At 37.5% G+C, this 18919-nt stretch carries 13 protein-coding genes and 1 pseudogene; 6 read left to right on the top strand and 8 right to left on the bottom strand.

Annotation, left to right across the window (positions count from 1 at the left end; all coding sequences use genetic code 11):
* Nucleotides 1-334 precede the first annotated feature (334 nt).
* The 8 genes and pseudogenes from BVH04_RS09585 to BVH04_RS09550 all read right to left on the bottom strand — a co-directional run.
* Complete coding sequence (locus BVH04_RS09585; protein ID WP_086541331.1) at nucleotides 335-1774, bottom strand: TolC family protein; 1440 nt, start codon at nucleotides 1772-1774, stop codon at nucleotides 335-337.
* On the bottom strand, nucleotides 1767-4934 hold the full coding sequence (locus BVH04_RS09580) for an efflux RND transporter permease subunit (protein WP_086541252.1): 3168 nt from the start codon (nucleotides 4932-4934) through the stop codon (nucleotides 1767-1769). Before BVH04_RS09580 ends, BVH04_RS09585 begins: the two co-directional genes overlap by 8 nt.
* 30 nt (nucleotides 4935-4964) lie before the next feature.
* Nucleotides 4965-6053: an efflux RND transporter periplasmic adaptor subunit gene (locus BVH04_RS09575; RefSeq protein ID WP_086541251.1), complete on the bottom strand. Its 1089-nt coding sequence runs from the start codon at nucleotides 6051-6053 to the stop codon at nucleotides 4965-4967.
* A gap of 157 nt (nucleotides 6054-6210) precedes the next feature.
* A complete protein-coding gene (locus BVH04_RS09570; RefSeq protein ID WP_086541250.1) occupies nucleotides 6211-6621 on the bottom strand; it encodes a hypothetical protein in 411 nt (136 codons plus the stop codon).
* A gap of 250 nt (nucleotides 6622-6871) precedes the next feature.
* A complete protein-coding gene (locus BVH04_RS09565) occupies nucleotides 6872-7168 on the bottom strand; it encodes a hypothetical protein (protein WP_086541249.1) in 297 nt (98 codons plus the stop codon).
* Between the two features lie 4 nt (nucleotides 7169-7172).
* A complete protein-coding gene (locus BVH04_RS09560) occupies nucleotides 7173-7373 on the bottom strand; it encodes a hypothetical protein (RefSeq protein WP_086541248.1) in 201 nt (66 codons plus the stop codon).
* 437 nt (nucleotides 7374-7810) lie between these two features.
* Complete coding sequence (locus BVH04_RS09555; protein ID WP_205635833.1) at nucleotides 7811-8101, bottom strand: hypothetical protein; 291 nt, start codon at nucleotides 8099-8101, stop codon at nucleotides 7811-7813.
* Nucleotides 8082-8771 (bottom strand): annotated as a pseudogene (locus tag BVH04_RS09550) (IS1634 family transposase); the annotation flags it as partial. The pseudogene BVH04_RS09550 and the gene BVH04_RS09555, both read right to left, overlap by 20 nt.
* 503 nt (nucleotides 8772-9274) lie before the next feature.
* Here BVH04_RS09550 and BVH04_RS09545 point away from each other — a divergent pair.
* From BVH04_RS09545 to BVH04_RS09515, 6 genes are all read left to right on the top strand, one after another.
* Nucleotides 9275-10522: a hypothetical protein gene (locus tag BVH04_RS09545; protein WP_086541246.1), complete on the top strand. Its 1248-nt coding sequence runs from the start codon at nucleotides 9275-9277 to the stop codon at nucleotides 10520-10522.
* Nucleotides 10523-11301: 779 nt separating this feature from the next.
* Entirely contained in the window at nucleotides 11302-12354 is a 1053-nt protein-coding gene (locus BVH04_RS09535; RefSeq protein WP_086541244.1) for a BF3164 family lipoprotein, read from the top strand.
* Between the two features lie 93 nt (nucleotides 12355-12447).
* Nucleotides 12448-13383 carry a glycosyltransferase family 2 protein gene (locus BVH04_RS09530; protein WP_086541243.1) on the top strand — a complete coding sequence of 312 codons (936 nt, stop codon included), beginning with the start codon at nucleotides 12448-12450 and terminating at the stop codon, nucleotides 13381-13383.
* Between the two features lie 35 nt (nucleotides 13384-13418).
* Nucleotides 13419-14864 (top strand): hypothetical protein, encoded by a 1446-nt coding sequence (locus tag BVH04_RS09525; protein ID WP_140160557.1) that lies wholly within the window; start codon nucleotides 13419-13421, stop codon nucleotides 14862-14864.
* Entirely contained in the window at nucleotides 14864-16426 is a 1563-nt protein-coding gene (locus tag BVH04_RS09520; RefSeq protein WP_086541241.1) for an NAD(P)/FAD-dependent oxidoreductase, read from the top strand. The genes BVH04_RS09525 and BVH04_RS09520 overlap by 1 nt, the downstream gene beginning before the upstream one ends.
* Before the next feature lie 365 nt (nucleotides 16427-16791).
* Nucleotides 16792-18705, top strand: coding sequence for an LTA synthase family protein (locus BVH04_RS09515; protein ID WP_086541240.1), 1914 nt, complete (start codon nucleotides 16792-16794; stop codon nucleotides 18703-18705).
* Nucleotides 18706-18919 lie beyond the last annotated feature (214 nt).

Genomic DNA, 18919 nt, shown 5'->3' with positions numbered 1-18919 from the left:
GTCTCTGAAAACATTGGTACATTTTCTAGTGATTATATGAACCTGTAATACGCTAGACTTCTTTCTCTGGACAGGTTTCGATAACGAGTCCAGTATTTATAGATCTGAACATATGCTTATTATGTGCTCACCAAATGGACATTTATTGCTTATATGTCCATTTTTAATCAAAATATGGACATGTTTATTTGTTGGTGATCATGCTGAAGTATTGTGGTATTAGTTGTCAAAAAAAACTTTCATGAAAAAAGTCCCTCCGAACACTCAGAGGGACTTTCGAAATTACTACCCATTTGTAAAATCGGATAGATATTCAACCTTTAATCAACCAATTCTATTTCCATCCGCCGCCAAGGGCTTGATAAATATTAACCTTGGCATTCATTTGTCTCATCTTAGTTTCGACCAAGTCGAATTTAGATTCCAGCGCATCTCTTTGTGTCAAAAGGACTTCCATATAATCTGCTCTTGCAGAATTGAATAGTTCATTAGAAATGTCAATGGATTGTGTAAGTGCATCAACTTCCTGAGACTTCAAGTCATAAGTTTTTTCCAAGTTATTGATATTAGAAAGCTGATTGGCTACTTCTATGTAAGCGTTCAAGATGGTCTGCTCATAGTTGTAAATAGCTTGAATTTGCTTTGCGTTAGCCATCAAATATTTTGCTTTTATCGCATTTCTATTGATCAGAGGAGTTACTAATTCACCAGCGAGTGAATAGATAATTGACTCTGGAGAAGTGAAGATATAACTAGGATTGAAAGCATTAAAACCAAGACCAGCAGTGATCGCCAGCGAAGGGTAGAAGTCAGCTTTGGCTACTTTAATATCAATTTTTGAAGATGCTAACTCAAGCTCTGCTTGTCTGATATCAGGTCGGTTTGCCAGAAGCTGAGAAGGGATACCCGCTTGAATCGTCTCTGGAATCAGATCTCCAAATGCAGTAGGGTTTCTGTCCACTTTCTGGGGGAATCTACCTACTAGGAAGTTGATTCTATTCTCTACTTCTATGATGTTCTGTTGAATACCAAATTGAAGACTTTTCGTGTTGAGTACCTGTGCCTGAAATCTACGAACAGCCAATTCAGTAACTCTCGCAGCATCTTTCTGATATTTCACTATCTCATAAGCATTGTTTTGAATCTCAATGTTCTGCTGCACGATTGCAAGTTGATTGTCTAGCGCGAGCAACTCATAATAGGAGTTTGCGATCTCAGAAATCAGATTGGTCACCATGAAGTTTTTGCCCTCCACGCTTGCTAAATACCTGGTCATTGCTGATTTTTTTGCATTTCTCAGTTTGTGCCAAATATCGACTTCCCAAGTAGCATACGCACCCAGCATATAATCTTGCAATGGATCAGGCATTTCCTTACCCGTTCTGATATCTGTATTTGCATCATTAGCACCTTGGCTGGTATATCTACCTACTTTGTCCGCACCTGTGCCTGCTCCGATATTCACAGAAGGTAAGATTTCGCCTTTACGGACTCTTATTTCGTTCTGTGCTATCTGAATTTCCTGCAAGGTGATATTCAATTCCTGATTGTTGCTCAATGCAGTATCTATCAAGGCTGTTAAGCTGGGATCAGTAAAATAGTCCTGCCAAACTACATCTGCGGCAGTATTTGTAGTATCCTGAGAGCCATTCGAATAGCTCTCAGGTACTGTGTCATCTACTTCTTTCTGAATTAATTCTGGGGTTTTACAACCAGACACTGCTAGTGTAATAGAGGCTGCTCCCAGGCATATATATATGATTCTCTTAAGCATGTGAGTGGTGTTTTTGTTCGGATAATGGAGTTTCATCTTCATTTTTGATCAAGTGACGGCCATCAGCCATACTAGCAAATATGTAGTACAAGCCTGGGACAATGATCACCCCGAAAATGGTTCCGAATAGCATGCCTCCAAGTGCTGATGCACCAATGGTTCGATTACCAATAGCTCCTGCACCTGATGCGATAATCAAGGGGATCAGACCTGCGATGAAGGCAAATGAGGTCATTAGAATTGGACGGAAACGAACTCTGGCGCCTTCAATCGCTGCTTCCAAAATGGATAAGCCTTCCTGCCGTTTCTGCACTGCAAATTCTACAATCAGCACGGCATTTTTACCCAACAGACCTACCAGCATGATAAGTCCAATTTGGGCGTAAATATCGTTGTCCAGCCCCATCATCTTTAGTAAGAAGAACGAGCCAAATACCCCTGCCGGAAGTGAGAACACCACAGCGAGCGGAATAATAAAGCTCTCGTACTGTGCGGCAAGTACAAAGTAAACGAACACGAGTACGATCAAGAATACGTAAAGTGCCTCATTTCCTCTATTTGATTCATCGTACGATAGACCTTCCCATGCGATGTCATAACCCTTAGGCAAAGTTTGCGTGGACACTTCTCTAATCGCTTGAATCGCATCAGCAGTAGTGAATCCAGGGCCTGGAAGCCCACGGATAGATGCTGAATTGTACATGTTGAAACGGGTAACTTCATTGGGTCCCTGAGTTTTCTTCATAGTCATGAAAGCTGAGTAAGGAACCATTTCTCCTGTCTCATTTTTCACAAATAGATTCAAGACATCAGAAGGAAGTCTTCTGAATGCAGGATCTGACTGCACATATACTTTGAAGAATCTGCCAAATCGAATGAATCCTTGCTCGTAAGTACTACCGATTAGAATGTTCAGGTTTTCCATTGCTGTTCCTATAGAAACTCCTTTTTGCATCGCCTTGTCGTTATCAATCTCCAATTCGTACTGAGGATAGTTGGCGGCAAAAAAGGTGAACAAGCCTGTTAGTTCTTCACGCTCACTAAGATCATCCATGAATTTCTTGTTGATCTTATCAAAATCCTGGTAATCTGTAGTTGTAGTCTTGTCCAATAGTCGCAAGGAGAAACCTCCCGATGAACCAAAACCTGGGATTGCTGGCGGTTCGAAGAATTCCACAACGGCGCCAAGGCCTTTTGATTCTTCTTCCAGCTCTTCCATGATTTCTTTCACTGAGTGCTTACGATCTCCCCAGGGTTTCAGGTTGATCAAACAAGTACCGGCGTTGGAACCACGACCCTCTGTCATAATCTCATATCCTGCCAAGGAGGAAACGGATTCTACTCCGTCGATCTCTTCGCATATTTTCTGCAGCTTCTGAGAAACCTGGTTAGTACGCTCAAGCGTCGAGCCCGGAGGTGTTTGGATAATGGCGTAGATTGTTCCCTGATCTTCACTTGGGATAAATCCTGCAGGTAGTATTTGGTTTTCGAATACGATACCTGCACCGAAGAGTAACAGAATTCCGAAGGTGAGCCATTTTCTACTTACCATTGATCTAAGCAAGCTTACATATTTACCAGTTAGTTTATCAAAACCACTGTTGAAGCCATCTAGAGCCTTCGTAAGAATATTTCTCTTCTTTTCTTTTCCATGATTATTTTTCAATAACATGGCACATAATACTGGTGTCAAAGTCAATGCAATGATTGCTGAAATCACAATCGAACTAGCCATGGTAATGGAGAACTGGCGATAGAATGTGCCCACCGGGCCACTCATAAATGAGATCGGCAAGAACACAGATACCATTACTGCGGTGATCGCGATGATTGCACCACTGATTTCCCCAAGCACTCGTTTTACCGCCTGATATGGAGACAAGTGAGGCATTTCCTCCATCTTGGCGTGTACGGCTTCCACCACCACAATCGCATCATCGACCACAATACCAATAGCAAGTACTAAGGCAAATAGCGTAATGATGTTGATAGAGAGGCCAAACATCTGAAGGACGAAAAATGCTCCTATCAGCGACACCGGCACTGCAATAATTGGAATCAAAGTCGATCGCCAATCTCCTAAGAAAATAAATACAACTAAGGCTACCAAGATAAATGCATCTCGCAATGTATGAATCACTTGCTCCGTGGACGCATCCAAGAAACGGGATACATCATAACTGATGTTGTAATCCATTCCTGGAGGGAAAGAGGCTTTCATGATCTCCAGCTCCGCTTTTACTTCTTCAATTACATCACTTGCATTACTACCATAGTTTTGCTTCAAAACGATCGCTGCAGATGGTTTACCATCCAAATTGGAATAAATATCAAAGAATTCACTACCCAATTCGGTCTTGGCAATATCCTTTAAGTGAATGCTTTCACCTTCAGGATTTGCACGAATGATAATGTTGTCATACTCTTCTGCCTTACTGAACCGGCCTTTGTAGGTCAATACATATTCCAGTGATTGTGCCTCAATACCAGAGCTTTGACCTATTCTGCCAGGCCGACCTACTATACTCTGTTCTTTCATTGCTTCCATCACCTCATCTACAGAGATATTGTAAGCACGCATACGATCAGGATTTAGCCAAACACGCATAGCGTAAGTACGGCTACCTAATATTTGAGATCTTGCTACCCCTTTGATTCGGTTGATTTCAGGGATCATATTCACGTTAGCGTAGTTGTACAGGAATTTTTCATCCATGTTTTTGCTGGTAGAATACAGGTTGACATACATCAACATACTAGGCTGGATCGGTGTGATTACCACACCTTCACGCTGTACAAGTTCGGGTAGGAGAGGCATTACCTGATCAACTCGTGTCTTCACGCGAATTACAGCCTGATTGGGATCTGTGCCGGGTTCGAAGATGATGTTAATTGTGGCTTCACCCGCACTGGTAGCATCCGTGGCCATGTATCTCATATCCTGTACTCCATTGATGGCGTTTTCCAACGTAATCAAAGTGGACTTCACAAGCACATCTGCACTTGATCCTGGATAGGCTATGAAAATACTTACCGTAGTAGGGGCAATGGGAGGAAACTGAGATATAGGCAGCTGGTTAATTGATAGTGAGCCTACAAATACGATAATGATCGATATGACAATCGCGAGGACTGGTCTTTTTATGAATGTGCTAAACATTAGTGCTTCTGGTTTGTATGAGAGAATAGACTACTCTGCATATAGGTCTAACTGGGACAATACGGTGTGCGGATGCACGAAATCGTAGTGTATTTCATCATTTTCTTTTACCAGACGCAGACCTTCAAGTAGGATTTTGTCTGTCTTCTCCAGTCCTTCTGAAATCACATAAATATGTGGTATTTCCGCTGCGATGGTTACTTCTCTTGAGCGGATGATATTTTCTGCATCCACTACATAGACGTACTTTTTATCAAGTACTTCGAATGTTGCTTTTTGTGGGATAAGTAAGGCATCCTTTAAAGGAATTCTCATTTCGATATTACCAGTTTCACCATGTCTCAGTAGACCTTCAGGGTTTGGAAAAGTAGCTCTGAAAGCGATGTTACCAGTTTCATTATTGAAATCAGCTACGATAGTCTCTACGACTCCTTGGTAGGCGAAATATTTATTATTTGCCATTAACAGGTGGACAATTACATCGTCATTACTCGCCACTTTAGCTTTATATTCTAGGTATTCTGCTTCAGGAACGTTGTAGTAAACCCACATTTTACTGTTGTCTGAAAATTCAGACAGTAAATCCCCTTCATCCAACAAACTTCCTTCTCTCACGTGGAATCGACCGATAATCCCATCAAATGGAGCTCTGATTTCTGTGAATTGTAAGTGAACTTCTGCTAATGCCAGTTCTGCGCTTGCTTTAGCCAATTTGGCTTTGGCCATCGCTAGCTCATTAGGCGCCACGATATTTCTGTCGGCAAGAGTTTTAGTGTTTTGGTATTCGATTTCAGCAAAATCCACTTCTGCTTTAGCGCTTTGTTGCTCCGCTTCATAAAGCTTAGGCATAATCTTGAACATGAGCTGGCCTTTTTTCACGAGTTGGCCCTCGTCCACATAGATCTTCTGTAGATATCCTCTTTCCTGAGCACGCAGCTCAATATGTTGGATGGAATGTATTTGGGAAACATAATCTTTGGTGAGTAATGTATCCATAGTCAGTGGGCTAGTAACCATAAATGTGGTTTCAGCCTCTTTATGCTCTTCTCCGTGTGAGTTACAGCTTGCAATCCACAATGTGCCGCACAGGCTCAAGAGCATGAAAATTTGATTTTTCATAGGTTGATTTTTAAAAACGAGACTTTTTCCAGGTGATTTTGGGTGTTTGTGTATAGTAAATACACGAAGCCCTTATAGCTTGTCGCTAATGGTTTAAGGGCTTTAAAATAAATAGGAGGAGGTTAGGCAAAAAAGAAATTTGCCTCAAAAGAGGGTATTATATTCTAAACACCTGTATTAGGACGTGCAATCGAAGTGCTCTAGTATCGGGAACAAACTTGCTGAAATGCAAGTCTTGAGATAAGTCCTGAAATAGAAATCCAAAAATGCGCTTAAAATGCAGCGCATTAAAGTAATGGTAGTCTAAAAAGCTGTGGCTACTAACAAAGTCATCTTCTTCTTCTTCAATCTTGGAATTATTGACAGTAAATATGTCATTGCCATGTTCCTTGGATGCAGAATAAGAAAGAGGATGCTGGCGTGTATTGTTGACTCCAAGGCTGCTCTCAAAAGAGCCACCGTAGCTGTCAATAGTATTATCATTATCAATACTGGCATAGATTGCACTATAGCCACTTGATATGAGAATACTCAGCGATAAGAGGAATCTAACTAAATATTTTGCCATTCAGGTACAAACCTAGGTAACGTTTTTATAAGATTCAAGCTCTATTGGTTAATTAATGTCAACAATCGGCGTATTTTTTTGAAATTCGAATAATTTCATTTTGGGCTGATTTAGTTTCTTTTTTGTAGAAGTTTAAACTTTTCCGCAGGTTAATGCCTAAACCAATACTGCTAATTTGGACGCTGGTAATGAGCTTATATGTCTAGGAATTAGGGAACTGATAGTATGAGCCATTCCTACCTTGCATATTTCAAAATAGATTCTTGAAAAAAACACGAACAAGTAGAAAAATATTTGATTGCTTAAAAAGAGATTTATCACTGCGATAAATCTCTTTTTGGTTGAATACCACCGTCACGAGTTGATCCATTTCTACAGCAGGTAATCCTTTCAAAAGCTTTAAAGCTTTGAATGGGGAAATCCCAAATTTTGGGATTGAATCTCCTGTGATGGCAATACCAATTTCATCCGCACTGCTCAGAATGATGATCTGGTGCGAGTCCGAAGAAATTATTAAATCCGCTGTGATGGAGATGGATTTGGGCATAAGCCTATTTCTCGCTTGTGGAGATTTTTAATTTTCCACTGATCTTCCAAGTAGTAAAAGTGGTGGAATCGCCGACTTCTTTTGGGATACCTATGGTGAAATCTTCAAAATCATAGGAAATTACAGCTCCCTTTCCGGTGAGTTTTTCATAGAGACCGATTGCAAGATCTGGCCAGGTTTGGATATTTTCTTGTGCTTTTGTCATGTTAGCTAGTTGTAGGTTAAATACAAGTAGCTAACCGTCTAGAAAAGGGATTGTTATAAGATTTTTATATTTCAGCTAAATCTCATTGAAGCGCAATAAAAAAACCTCCCGAATCTCGGAAGGTTTTTTGTGGAGCTGGTGATACAAAAGTCGAACCATTTTGAGGCGGATTTGGAGCGTTTGGGGAGATTGTTTAAATCTCTTTAGAGCAATTTTCTATAAAAGTTGAAATATTAGGTTTGTTAACCTTCATGGTTTTGATGTCCTTCTTCAACTCCTTTTAAAAATGCGGTTCTACCCTTAAGTTAGTGGAAAATAGCCCTATCTATGGCCTAATATAGAACTCGGCAAATTATCAGGATAAAACTCCGAACTGATTTACGGTGCCTTACAGGACATAATCGGCATACAGTATTCTTCATATTGGAAGATCTCCATTAAATTCGTGGTAGAACCAAAAATGCAACCAATAGAAAAAGAGTGTAATCTATGGGTTGGTCTATTTTTGCTACCCAGTCTTTGGCAATGGCAGATTGATAGCGGTCTTTAATATTTTGTTCCATCACAAGTAGGATTCGCTCTTTTAGTTTATTTGAAAGCTGAAGGAATTTTGCCGCTTCTCTCCCCAAGACTCTGGAGGCCACGATTCGTTGGCTGTTTTCGCCATCCTCTCCCAAAAGTTCTAACAGATCAGTTTGGAAATCAATTGTTTCCTTCAAAAATATCATAGCCCAGGGGATAACCTTCCGGTTCCACGAGCAAGCCCAGTTTGATTTGGGGATGCTGATGTTTGCCGTCCTTTGAATAGCCTATTTTGCACAGGTCATCTTCGTCGGGCGTTTCAAAATACAAGGTGGTCATATCGTAAAAGACAATGCCTACCTGCCCGCCCAAAATCTGCTTAAAATGTCCAAAGTTCACTTCCTCCACCTTGTCTATGAACTCTTTATGGATTTTATCCCTATAATGGTAAATGGTATAAACACTGGTTTCCCTGTTCTTATATCTTGCCAGATAATCAATGGTTTTCAGTTTGGATCCGGGATATAACAGTCTTGACATTACCAGATCCTTGAAAAGCCCATCAATGCCGATACTTCCATAACCGATGGATTCATAGATCTTCCCCAGTATCCTGTCCGGTCCGACCAGTTCTACCTCATTGTTGCTTACTGCTGACAGGATGGATGTGAGGCTGTTGTCCCGTTGATTGGAAAACAGGGAGGCCTGACCCTGAAGTTTGTCAATTTCCAATCTGGCCTGGCGTTCCAGAATATCCAACTCACTCTCATCAAAAGAACTGCCCAAAGTCTTGACAACTTTGTTGATTCTGCCGACTTTTTCGATAATCTGCACACTGAAACTTCCGCTTAAATTCCTTTTTCGCCTGACAAATATGGACTAAAAATAGACCTGGACACCCAAAACCACAAAACATGAATATAACTTTTATTTAATATATAGCTAACATTTAATTTACATTGAAAACCTAAATTTACAGTAAAGATTATTACATATATAAAAATACTTTTCAAGAGGCTGTTAAACCTACCTTGTGTATAACGAAAGGAAAAACTAACAGTATCATGAAAAAGACCGTTTATAATTTATCTGGAGCAGCTTTATTACTGTTCGAAAAACATTTGTCTCTACTCTTTAGGCGCATAATCAAGGGTGGGGGTATAAAATGAAAGATATGAATTGCCATACCCACATGATCCAGATGCTATTCGAAAAAGGTATAGGCCTACCGATCTAAAAAGTTACTCGGAAGATTAGACTTTTTGCCCTCGATAATAGATAACAAGCTGTTTTTCTAGTAATAGAAAGAGTAATGATTCTGATATTACCCATTGACCATATATTCACAATTATAATTATTTATAATATTTTTGTACTTTATGAAGTCTCTTTTTTATAACTCGCTTTTTCAAAGAATATTTCTTCTGCTTTTGGGAATTATACTATATTTTTCTGTACTTGACAACTGGTATTCTGGATACGCAGGTGATGATGACTGGATGGTTTATGAAAACCTTCAGGTTTTCAGCCTTTCACTTGAGAATATCTACGGCTATTTCAGCAGTTTTTATCGGGGACAATATTCCCCCATCAATACACTAACCTACGGTTTGATTTATCATTTATTCGGGATCAATCCACTATACTTTCATGGATTTAGTCTGATTTTGCATTTATGCAATACCCTATTGGTTTTTGAGCTATTCAGGCAACTTTTGAATCTTCTGGAAGGTAGGGTATCTGAACTTGGGGTTAATGTCAATTCTTCCACTATAGCTTTTGTTACTGCCCTTCTTTTTCTGGTGCACCCCTTGCAGGTAGAGTCTGTGGCCTGGATATCCGCATCAAAGGTGTTATTGTATTCCTGCTTCTTTTTGTCAGGGCTGATTTTGTATCTATGGTATTTGGTCGCTTTGAAAAAGGTATTCTATTATTTAACGATACTACTATTTGTACTTGCTTTTGGTGCTAAAGAGCAGACCGTAGTTTTCCCGCTGGTATTGGTGCTGTTTGATTGGTATTTAAATCGCGACTTGAAAAGTAAACGGGTAATCATAGAAAAAATCCCTTTTTTATTACTCTCACTAGGATTCAGTATTCTTTCTATGATTGCACAGCAAACAGGCTTCAGTAATAGACTAGAAAATGAATATTATCCATTCGTAGATAGGGTGTTTTTGGCAAGCTATGCCTTAGTGGAGTATTTAATCAAGTTAATATTTCCTTTCAAACTTTCGGCATGGTATAAGTTCCCTATGGAACCGGGCGAGACATTGCCATCCATCTATTACTTCTATCCTATTATTATTCTATTTCTTGGATATTATCTCTGGAGATTCTGGGTAAAAAGGCAATATCTGATAGTGTTCGGCAGTCTATTCTTTATTGTAAACATTATGCTCACCCTCCATATTTTACCTATGGCTCGGGCAGCTCTGGTGGCTGACCGATATGTATATCTTGGGAGTATTGGGATATTCTTAATTATGTCCGCTTATTTGGAAATCTCAGTCATAAAAAATCATTTAACATTAAGGAGAAAATTGATCTTATCTTCCTTTATACTATATATTATTGGACTAAGCGGTTATACTTACTGGTACATTGATCAGTGGAATATCATATAAGCAATAAAATACCTATTATTATAATTACAACCTAAACAAACAGTATCATGAAAAACAACAAATCAATTTTCAATCCAATTAAGCTAATAAGTGCACTAGTGTTCTTAATGGCTTTTGTTTTAAACATCCAGACGGGTCTAAATGGAGACTGGGAACTGGTGACAGCGGGGTTTGGACGGGGAACTACTTGTACAAGCAGAGTAGTTACAAATTATGAGCTAGATATCACATGGATGGGAAATAATAGCACGAAATACGATCGTGATGATTGCAAATATAAGGCATGTTTCCTATATACCAAAGATCAGACATGTACATTCAATACATGTGACTAGTGAATATTTTGTCAATATTACTTCTAACATAGACTATTAATCCTAAAAACATAGTATGTTTATTTTATTTACCTAGCTGCATGTAATTAGTTGTAATGCAGCTAGGTAAAACTATTTATTAAATAATTAATTTTGAGATTTTTCTCGAAAACAATAAGTAAATGGCTTATTCCTGACTTTGTGAACGTTTTTCCTATCTGTTTGGACTGATTAAGGATAAACCATTTCATATCTATTATTAATAATTATATAGGATCATGCATAAATAGTTGATAAAATATAAAATTATCGCATATAATACTGCAAGTTCTTTTTAATTAGTATCAAATTTATTAAGCTTTAAATTCAAAATTTACTAATATTTATACTCAATAATAATGGTTTAAGTAAAAATTAATTGATATAGTTTCAATAATTTACAACCGTTTATAATTTTTATCACTCATGATTAAAAACATTTCAAGATTTGTTGTTTTGCTAATACTTATTTTTTCCTATTGCAAAGGAAAGGAAGATCCCAATGAAACATTTATAGATGATTTTCCTCAGGAATTGAAACCTAATGTTAAAATAGTTAAAGAATTACATAATGCTATTCCTAATAGGATCATTGTAAATGACTCTCTTGTATTTATAGTTAATAGCAATAATGAAGACACATTAATAAATGCTTATGATAAGGTGTCTTTCGAATTAAAAGAGTCTTTCGCACTTAAAGGTGATGGCCCAAAAGAATTTAGGAGCATTGGATTGGTTGGACAGCAGTTTTTTAAGAATGGCTCATCCACAGACTATGCTTACGACTACTCTTCACAAAAAGTGGTTGATATTAATTTAATTAGTGAAGTTGGTGATAATAGGATTGGAGAAAGTCATATAGAATTACCTCAGTTTTTTAATGGTTTTTTCAAATTTTTCTTTATTAGTGATAGTTTAACGATTTCGATTCCGCTAGATAGGGCTGAGAATAGATTTAAAATCTATAAGGATGGTGTTGAAATTAATGTCCCATATTTTTCAAATCCTCCTTTTGAAATTAATAATGAGAATTTAAGTAATATATATGCAAATGTTGGATTTTCGATTAATGAAAAAAAAAGGATTTTTGTAGGTGCTCCGAATTTGCTAGGTCAATATGATTTTTTTAATTTCAATGGAGATTATTTATACACCTCTGTTATAGATAGAGATGTGAATTTGATTGAACAGGCGACTGTACCCGATTTTGTTGATCAAAGAGTTTTACCTCATTACATTACGGAGATTATTGGTGATGAAGAAAAGTTCTATTCACTATTTTTCACCATGTCTGCATCTAATGGGCTTTCTAATTCAGTGATTCATGTTTTGGATTGGGAGGGAAACCCTATTTCCAAATATGTATTTGATAGAGTTATATTTTCGTTTGCATTTGATCGGGTTGACAATTGTTTCTATGGACTTTCTTATAACGCCACCGATGATGATTATTTTTATATTGTTAAATGGGAGCTATAGTTATTTATTAAATATAAATTAGGATTAATATGTAGGAGACCTAGTTTTTCTATTTTGTATTACTGTGTATGTTTTTGTTTTTAATGTAATTAAATGGTTTTTGATTCCGATATACAAGTATGTTTACTGTTTCCCTGTTTTAATGAGGAAGAAAATTTTGAATTATTGCTTCTTAAAATAATACCGTTTATTTCAAATTACAAATATAGTATTCTATTTGTTGATGACGGAAGCACGGATCACACACGCGAAAAGTTGTACGATCTTGCATCCAAGAATTCAAGGATCAACTATATTAGCTTCTCCCGTAACTTTGGCCACCAGAATGCACTTAAAGCGGGATACCGTCATTCAAAAGGTGCCGATGTAGTTATCACCATGGATGCCGATCTCCAGCATCCCCCGGAACTGATCCCTGAATTGTTAGAAAAATGGAAACAGGGACACAAGGTGGTCAATACAATCAGAAATCCTGATCCTAATACTTCCTTCTTCAAGAGAACAAGTTCTAGGCTCTTTTATAAACTATATGGCTTTATTACTGGAACCAAGTTGGTTCCTGGATCTTCTGATTTCAGACTACTTGATAAGTCTGTAGTAAAAGTAATTAACAGTCTCCCAGAAAGTAGCCCTTTTATACGAGGAATGATCTCCTGGGTGGGCTTTAAGCAAATCTCCGTCGAATATACCGCAGCTCAGCGTACCAACGGAAAATCCGGTTACACATTGGTCAAGATGGTCAATCTGGCCATCAGTGGTATTACATCCTTTGGAATCAGCCCTATCAGAGTTTCTTTTTTGGCAGGTTCACTATGTTCTTTTTTAGCTTTTCTGTACGGTATCTATGCTGTAGCCGTTCACTCTCTTACTGATAAAACCGTAATCGGCTGGACCTCCGTGATCGCCAGCGTATTGTTTCTCTCTGGTTTTCAGCTGATCATGATTGGGGTCATTGGCGAATACATAGGTAAAATCCATATCCAATCACGGAAGAGACCAGATTATATCATAGAAGAAAGCACTATCTGATGAGGGGATCAACGCTATCAAAATTGACCTATCCTATGGGCCTTACGGTATTGTTGGTACTGATTTTTGTGCTTTGCCTGTTAAATCAGTACGATGGACAGTCCTGGGGGGATGATTTTTCACTCTACCTGAACCAGGCTAGGAGTCTGGTGGAGGGAAATGTAGAAAAAGTGCTGGAAGATACCGCTTACGCTATCCATAATTCTACCGTTCCTACATTTTCGCCGGTATCCTATCCCTGGGGATTCCCCCTACTCCTGTCTCCCCTCTATTATTTCTTTGGAAAAGATTTCGAGACTTTCAAAATTCTGGAAACTATTTTCTTAATCGGATTTCTGTTTGTCTTTGACCGACTGTTAGAGGATAAACTGTCGAGCCCTTCCCGATTGCTCCTTATTGCCTTTGTCGGTCTTAACCAGCTCTTTATTTATTACACCAACTATATACTTTCTGAGATCCCCTTCCTGTTTTTTTCTACGCTTTCCCTCTTTGTCCTACAGAAAACGGGAAGTCAAGGATTTTCCCTGAAACCTAATTTATGGGCAGGGGTCTGGATATTCTTTGCATTCAATATACGTACCGAGGGAATCGCACTCCTCGCTGCATTACTTTTCTATCAGGTTTTTACTTTACTCCAAAAGAAAGTCAACTTACAATTGGGGGTAAAAACACTTATAATATACGCTAGCCCTTACTTTGTTTTTTTGAGCTTGTATTTTCTGACCAAACTTATTTTACCGGCAGGATTTGCCTCCCACCTGGATTTTCTGGAATACTACTCGCTAAAACAGTCGCTCCGAAATATGGAATATACCTTTAGGTATCTAGGCTCATTCATCAATAAAGATATCAACCTGATAAGCCTGATACTGATTGTCCTGCTCTTCTTTTTAGGTATACTGAAGCGCTGGAAGGAGGATTTTCTGTTTTTGGCTTTTTGGTTTTCCGTTTTGGGTATTTTGTTTATCTGGCCATTTTTCTGGGACAGGTACATGTATGTGCTGATACCTCTTTTTTGCTATTTTTTTCTGCGAGGTTTAGAATACCTGAGCACTTATCTGGTCACGAAAAACTATGCGCTATACTTTCTACTGATACTGCTGCTGTTCAATCTTTTTCCGGTTTACACCTTGACCAAAAACAGCATGGAGAACAGAACCCCTATAAATGGGCCGGAAAGCCCGGAAAATACAGAGATGTTTGATTTCATCAGAGCCCAAGTTGCTGCGGACGAAGTAGTGGTTTTCGGTTTTCCACGGTTGATGAACTTTTACACGGGACGAAAATCACTGTTTATCTATGACAACATTGAAAATGTCCAGAAAAAGGGGGACTATCTGGTGATTTTTAAAAACTGGGATCATGATTTCCAACTAAAAAACACACTCTCTATTTCTTTTCGGGATGGCTTTGAAATCGTTTTTGAAAACAGGTCATTCATCATCTATAGCATATCCAAAGAACCCCAAAATACCGACTGATGCATAAAAAAACAGCCATAATTATTGGGGCAGGACCTGCGGGTCTTACCGCTGCCTTGGAGCTATTGCAGAAAACTGACATTAAACCAATAGTTTTTGAAAAAAGTGAATACATGGGTGGAATATCCCGGACTGTCAATTATAAAGGCAATAGAATTGATATTGGTGGCCATCGGTTTTTCTCCAAATCCGACAAGGTCATGGACTGGTGGGCTAGAATTTTACCCATAGAAAAACGTACGACAGACCAAGGAGAGCCATTAACAATATCCTACCAGAACAGACATCGAACTATTGAAAATTCCCCGAACGGAATAGATTCGACGAAAGAGGATAAAGTGATGCTGGTGAGAAACCGCATTTCTCGGGTTTATTATGGAAGAAAATTATTTAAATACCCTATATCTCTTTCTTTGGATACTTTACAAAAACTAGGGATAGTAAATGTATTGCAGATTATGTCCAGTTATCTATATATCAGAGCATTTCCCAGAAAGAACATAGAGACTTTAGAAGATTATATTGTTAATGGGTTTGGTAGTAAACTCTACAAGACGTTTTTTAAGGATTATACTGAAAAAGTGTGGGGTATCCCATGCAATAAGCTAAGTGCTGAATGGGGTGCACAGCGGATAAAGGGTATTTCAATCCGAAGCATTTTCGCACACGCCTTGAAAAGCAAAAAAGATAATTCAATTGGTCAGAAAAACACCCAAACAAGCCTTATCGAAAAGTTCCTCTACCCTAAGTATGGTCCCGGTCAATTGTGGGAAGAAGTTGCTTTAAAGATAAAGGATGCCGGCGGGGAGATTATTACCAATACCAGGGTCATCGATTTTAAAATGGATGCCAATCAGTTTCATGAAGTTCTGATCGATGACGGCGAGCAACAGCGATTGGTAAAGGGCGACTATTTTTTCTCCTCAATGCCTGTAAAAGATCTGATTCAATGTATGGCTGACCATGTACCAAAAAAAATAAGGGGAATCGCTCGCGAGCTAAAATACAGGGATTTTATCACTGTGGGTATATTGGTTCATAAACTAAAAATACGTAATCGGGACGGAACTGATGTTCTTGACAACTGGATATACATTCAGGAAAAGGACGTGAAAATCGGGAGGCTTCAGATCTTCAACAACTGGAGTCCCTATATGGTCAAGGACATGGACACCGTATGGTTGGGTCTTGAGTACTTTTGCAATGAAGGTGATGAATTATGGTCTATGGGCAAAGAAGCTTTGATTGAATTCGGTAAGAATGAACTTTCTAAGCTCGGCATTATCGATAATGAAAGTTTTATTGATGGTACAGTGATCAAAGTTCCGAAAGCCTATCCTGCATACGTGGGCAGTTACGAATTTTTTGACCAGATCAAGGACTATGTCAGCAACTATGACAACCTGTTTCTGATAGGAAGGAATGGTATGCACAGGTATAATAACCAGGATCATTCTATGCTGACAGCCATGGCTTCAGTCCAGTGTATAATAAACGGTTCAAAGTCCCGGGAGCATATTTGGGGAATCAATGATGAGGATGAATATTTGGAGGAGAAATAGTGCTTGATTAATCAGTTTTGATGATTCCATAATGAATTAGCACCTTAGAAATTTGTAGTACAATGAATTCTTTTTAAGTGTAAAAACCGTAAATACATAAGAGTGACTGATACAGGACCAGTATATCCATTGAGAGAGAGTAAGGGAGGAGTCATAATTGGACAAACGTTATGACAAATGCCGGCTCCACATTGGGAATAATAAATTGCGATTATATTGGTCACAGATTTACAGTAGTGATTTGATATTTAATCTCAAAAATTAATTTACTTCAATGCTAGAGAGGCAGAGAAAATTCATCTCACACCTTTAAAAATAAATTGTTGATTTATAGCTTTGTAATTTATAAAATTAGATGTTCGTTAATGAAAAATTATTATAATATAATAACCAGAAAAAGTAACTTAGTGTATTTGGAGGTTATCATGAATAGGTTGTTGGTTTTAATTTTATTATACACCTTGATTCGATTTTTCTTTATTGCGTTTAATTGGGAGGCTTTCCGTACCTATTATTTTTATATTTCTATAAATAATATCTTAAGAATCTCTTTCCTAGGTTTATATTTTGACTTAATAACGATAATTTTTTTAAACATACCGGTTATATTATTATATTTAATTCCATTTAAAATTAGAAGCGCTTCTATTTATTTAGCATTTATTGACTTTCTGTTCGTAGTGATTAATGCCGTAGCTTTGTTTATTAGTATAGCTGATGTATTTTACTTTAGCCATGCAATGGTTAGATCCTCAGCAGCTATGTTAGGCGTTTTAGACGGTGTTTTTTTAATGCTCTATCAATATTCTATTGAGTATTGGTATGGATTATTGATTTTTATATTTTGCTTTTACTTATTGATTGTTATTTGTAAAAGGATACGAGTAAGAAATGTTAAAAGTGAGAATTTAACTTTTCAGTTCGCTATATTTATTATATTTATCTCTGTTTTCAGCTCTTTCGCCTTTAGTGTTTCTCGCTCATTGCCTGCGAATGTTTCTGCTTCAGTAACAAATACTCCTTTTGTTATTGTTAATAGTTTTTTTAATGACGCATTGATTTTTAATAATAGAAAATTACCGGACCTGAATTATTTCTCTGAGGAAGAATTAAACAAAAGATTGGATCTCAAAAAGAACTACTATGATTCTAATCGAGTCTCAATTAAATCAAATGTTTTCGTCATAGTATTGGAAAGTTTTTCTAAAGATTATGTTGGCTTTCTTAATCCAGATTCTAAAAGGAGCTATACTCCGTTTCTAGATTCATTATCGCAAAACAGTCTTTATTTTACAAATGCATATGCTAATGGAAAGTTCTCTAATGAAGGAATGGCGGCAATTTATTCATCAATTCCTTCATTAATGGGTAGTTCTTTCATGACGTCTGGTTTTTATGATAATAAAATCCTCGGTTTGGGAAGTTTACTTAAAGATGAGGGATATAATAACTATTTTTTTCATGGTGGATTAAATGGGATGTATGGTATTAACTCGTTCATTAAGAAAGCAGGTTTTGATAACTACTATGGTATGGATGAATATGGTTCGAAGGCTGACTATGATGGGGCCTGGGGTGTATGGGATGAAAAATTCTTCACGTACACTGCACATGAAATTGAGAACCTTAAAGAACCATTTTTAGGAAGCTTGTATTCTATTTCTTCGCATCATCCATTTAGACTCCCTCATGATTATGTTGATTCAGACTTTTATGAACATCCAATTTTGAAATCCGTGAAATATACAGATTATTCCTTAAGAAAATTTTTTAGTTTAATAAGAGATGAAGATTGGTTTAGCAATACACTTTTCGTTATTGTTTCAGATCACACAGCTAATGTAGATTTCAATTTTCACTATCCAAGAACATCCTTGGACAACTACCATATCCCTCTTTTGTTCTATAAAAGGGGGAGTTCATTAAATGGGGAACAAGAAGATTTTATTCAACAAATAGATATTATACCTTCTATAATTGATCTACTAAATTTAGATATTAGCTACTTTGGTTTTGGTGAAAGTTTTCTTGATAAAAATAGATCAGGTTATGTATTTCAGTATCGCGAAGGAATATATCAGATAGCAGATGAAAATTATTTAGTCCGCTATGATGGGAATCAGGTAATTGAATATTATAATCTTAAGAGTGTTAATGACTCCACTATATATTTGAATGGTGATGAACAAGTAGTGAAGTTAGATGTATATGTTGATCAGATAAAATCTATCATGCAGATTTTTAATTACTCAATGAATAATAATTCTCTTGTTAATTGACTCTGGGATTTTGTAAAATATCTTATTGAAGCTTGGCTAATTTCATTGTAGAGTAGGATAATTGTACTGATTATTACTTAGAATCTGCTGAAAAACTCAAGCCGCCCAGGCTATAAAGCCCAGTCCAGATTCGCAGTTGGCCTGGTCTTCTGGTTTCAGGTAGACAGGGGTGTTATTATGGTGGAATCAAAATAAATCCGTATTTATACAATGG

It is taken from the genome of Algoriphagus antarcticus, from assembly GCF_002150685.1.
Lineage (GTDB): Bacteria > Bacteroidota > Bacteroidia > Cytophagales > Cyclobacteriaceae > Algoriphagus > Algoriphagus antarcticus.
This window is presented reverse-complemented; position numbering and strand designations above follow the sequence as displayed.

Bases quoted from the DNA above. Each gene is read 5' to 3' on its own strand.
- BVH04_RS09580 (WP_086541252.1), bottom strand. From the start codon at position 4,934: ATGTTTAGCACATTCATAAAAAGACCAGTCCTCGCGATTGTCATATCG.
- BVH04_RS09555 (WP_205635833.1), bottom strand. From the start codon at position 8,101: ATGATATTTTTGAAGGAAACAATTGATTTCCAAACTGATCTGTTAGAA.
- BVH04_RS09515 (WP_086541240.1), top strand. From the start codon at position 16,792: ATGAAAAATTATTATAATATAATAACCAGAAAAAGTAACTTAGTGTAT.
- BVH04_RS09560 (WP_086541248.1), bottom strand. From the start codon at position 7,373: ATGACAAAAGCACAAGAAAATATCCAAACCTGGCCAGATCTTGCAATC.
- BVH04_RS09530 (WP_086541243.1), top strand. From the start codon at position 12,448: ATGGTTTTTGATTCCGATATACAAGTATGTTTACTGTTTCCCTGTTTT.
- BVH04_RS09565 (WP_086541249.1), bottom strand. From the start codon at position 7,168: ATGCCCAAATCCATCTCCATCACAGCGGATTTAATAATTTCTTCGGAC.
- BVH04_RS09575 (WP_086541251.1), bottom strand. From the start codon at position 6,053: ATGAAAAATCAAATTTTCATGCTCTTGAGCCTGTGCGGCACATTGTGG.
- BVH04_RS09585 (WP_086541331.1), bottom strand. From the start codon at position 1,774: ATGCTTAAGAGAATCATATATATATGCCTGGGAGCAGCCTCTATTACA.
- BVH04_RS09570 (WP_086541250.1), bottom strand. From the start codon at position 6,621: ATGGCAAAATATTTAGTTAGATTCCTCTTATCGCTGAGTATTCTCATA.
- BVH04_RS09525 (WP_140160557.1), top strand. From the start codon at position 13,419: ATGGGCCTTACGGTATTGTTGGTACTGATTTTTGTGCTTTGCCTGTTA.
- BVH04_RS09535 (WP_086541244.1), top strand. From the start codon at position 11,302: ATGATTAAAAACATTTCAAGATTTGTTGTTTTGCTAATACTTATTTTT.
- BVH04_RS09545 (WP_086541246.1), top strand. From the start codon at position 9,275: ATGAAGTCTCTTTTTTATAACTCGCTTTTTCAAAGAATATTTCTTCTG.
- BVH04_RS09520 (WP_086541241.1), top strand. From the start codon at position 14,864: ATGCATAAAAAAACAGCCATAATTATTGGGGCAGGACCTGCGGGTCTT.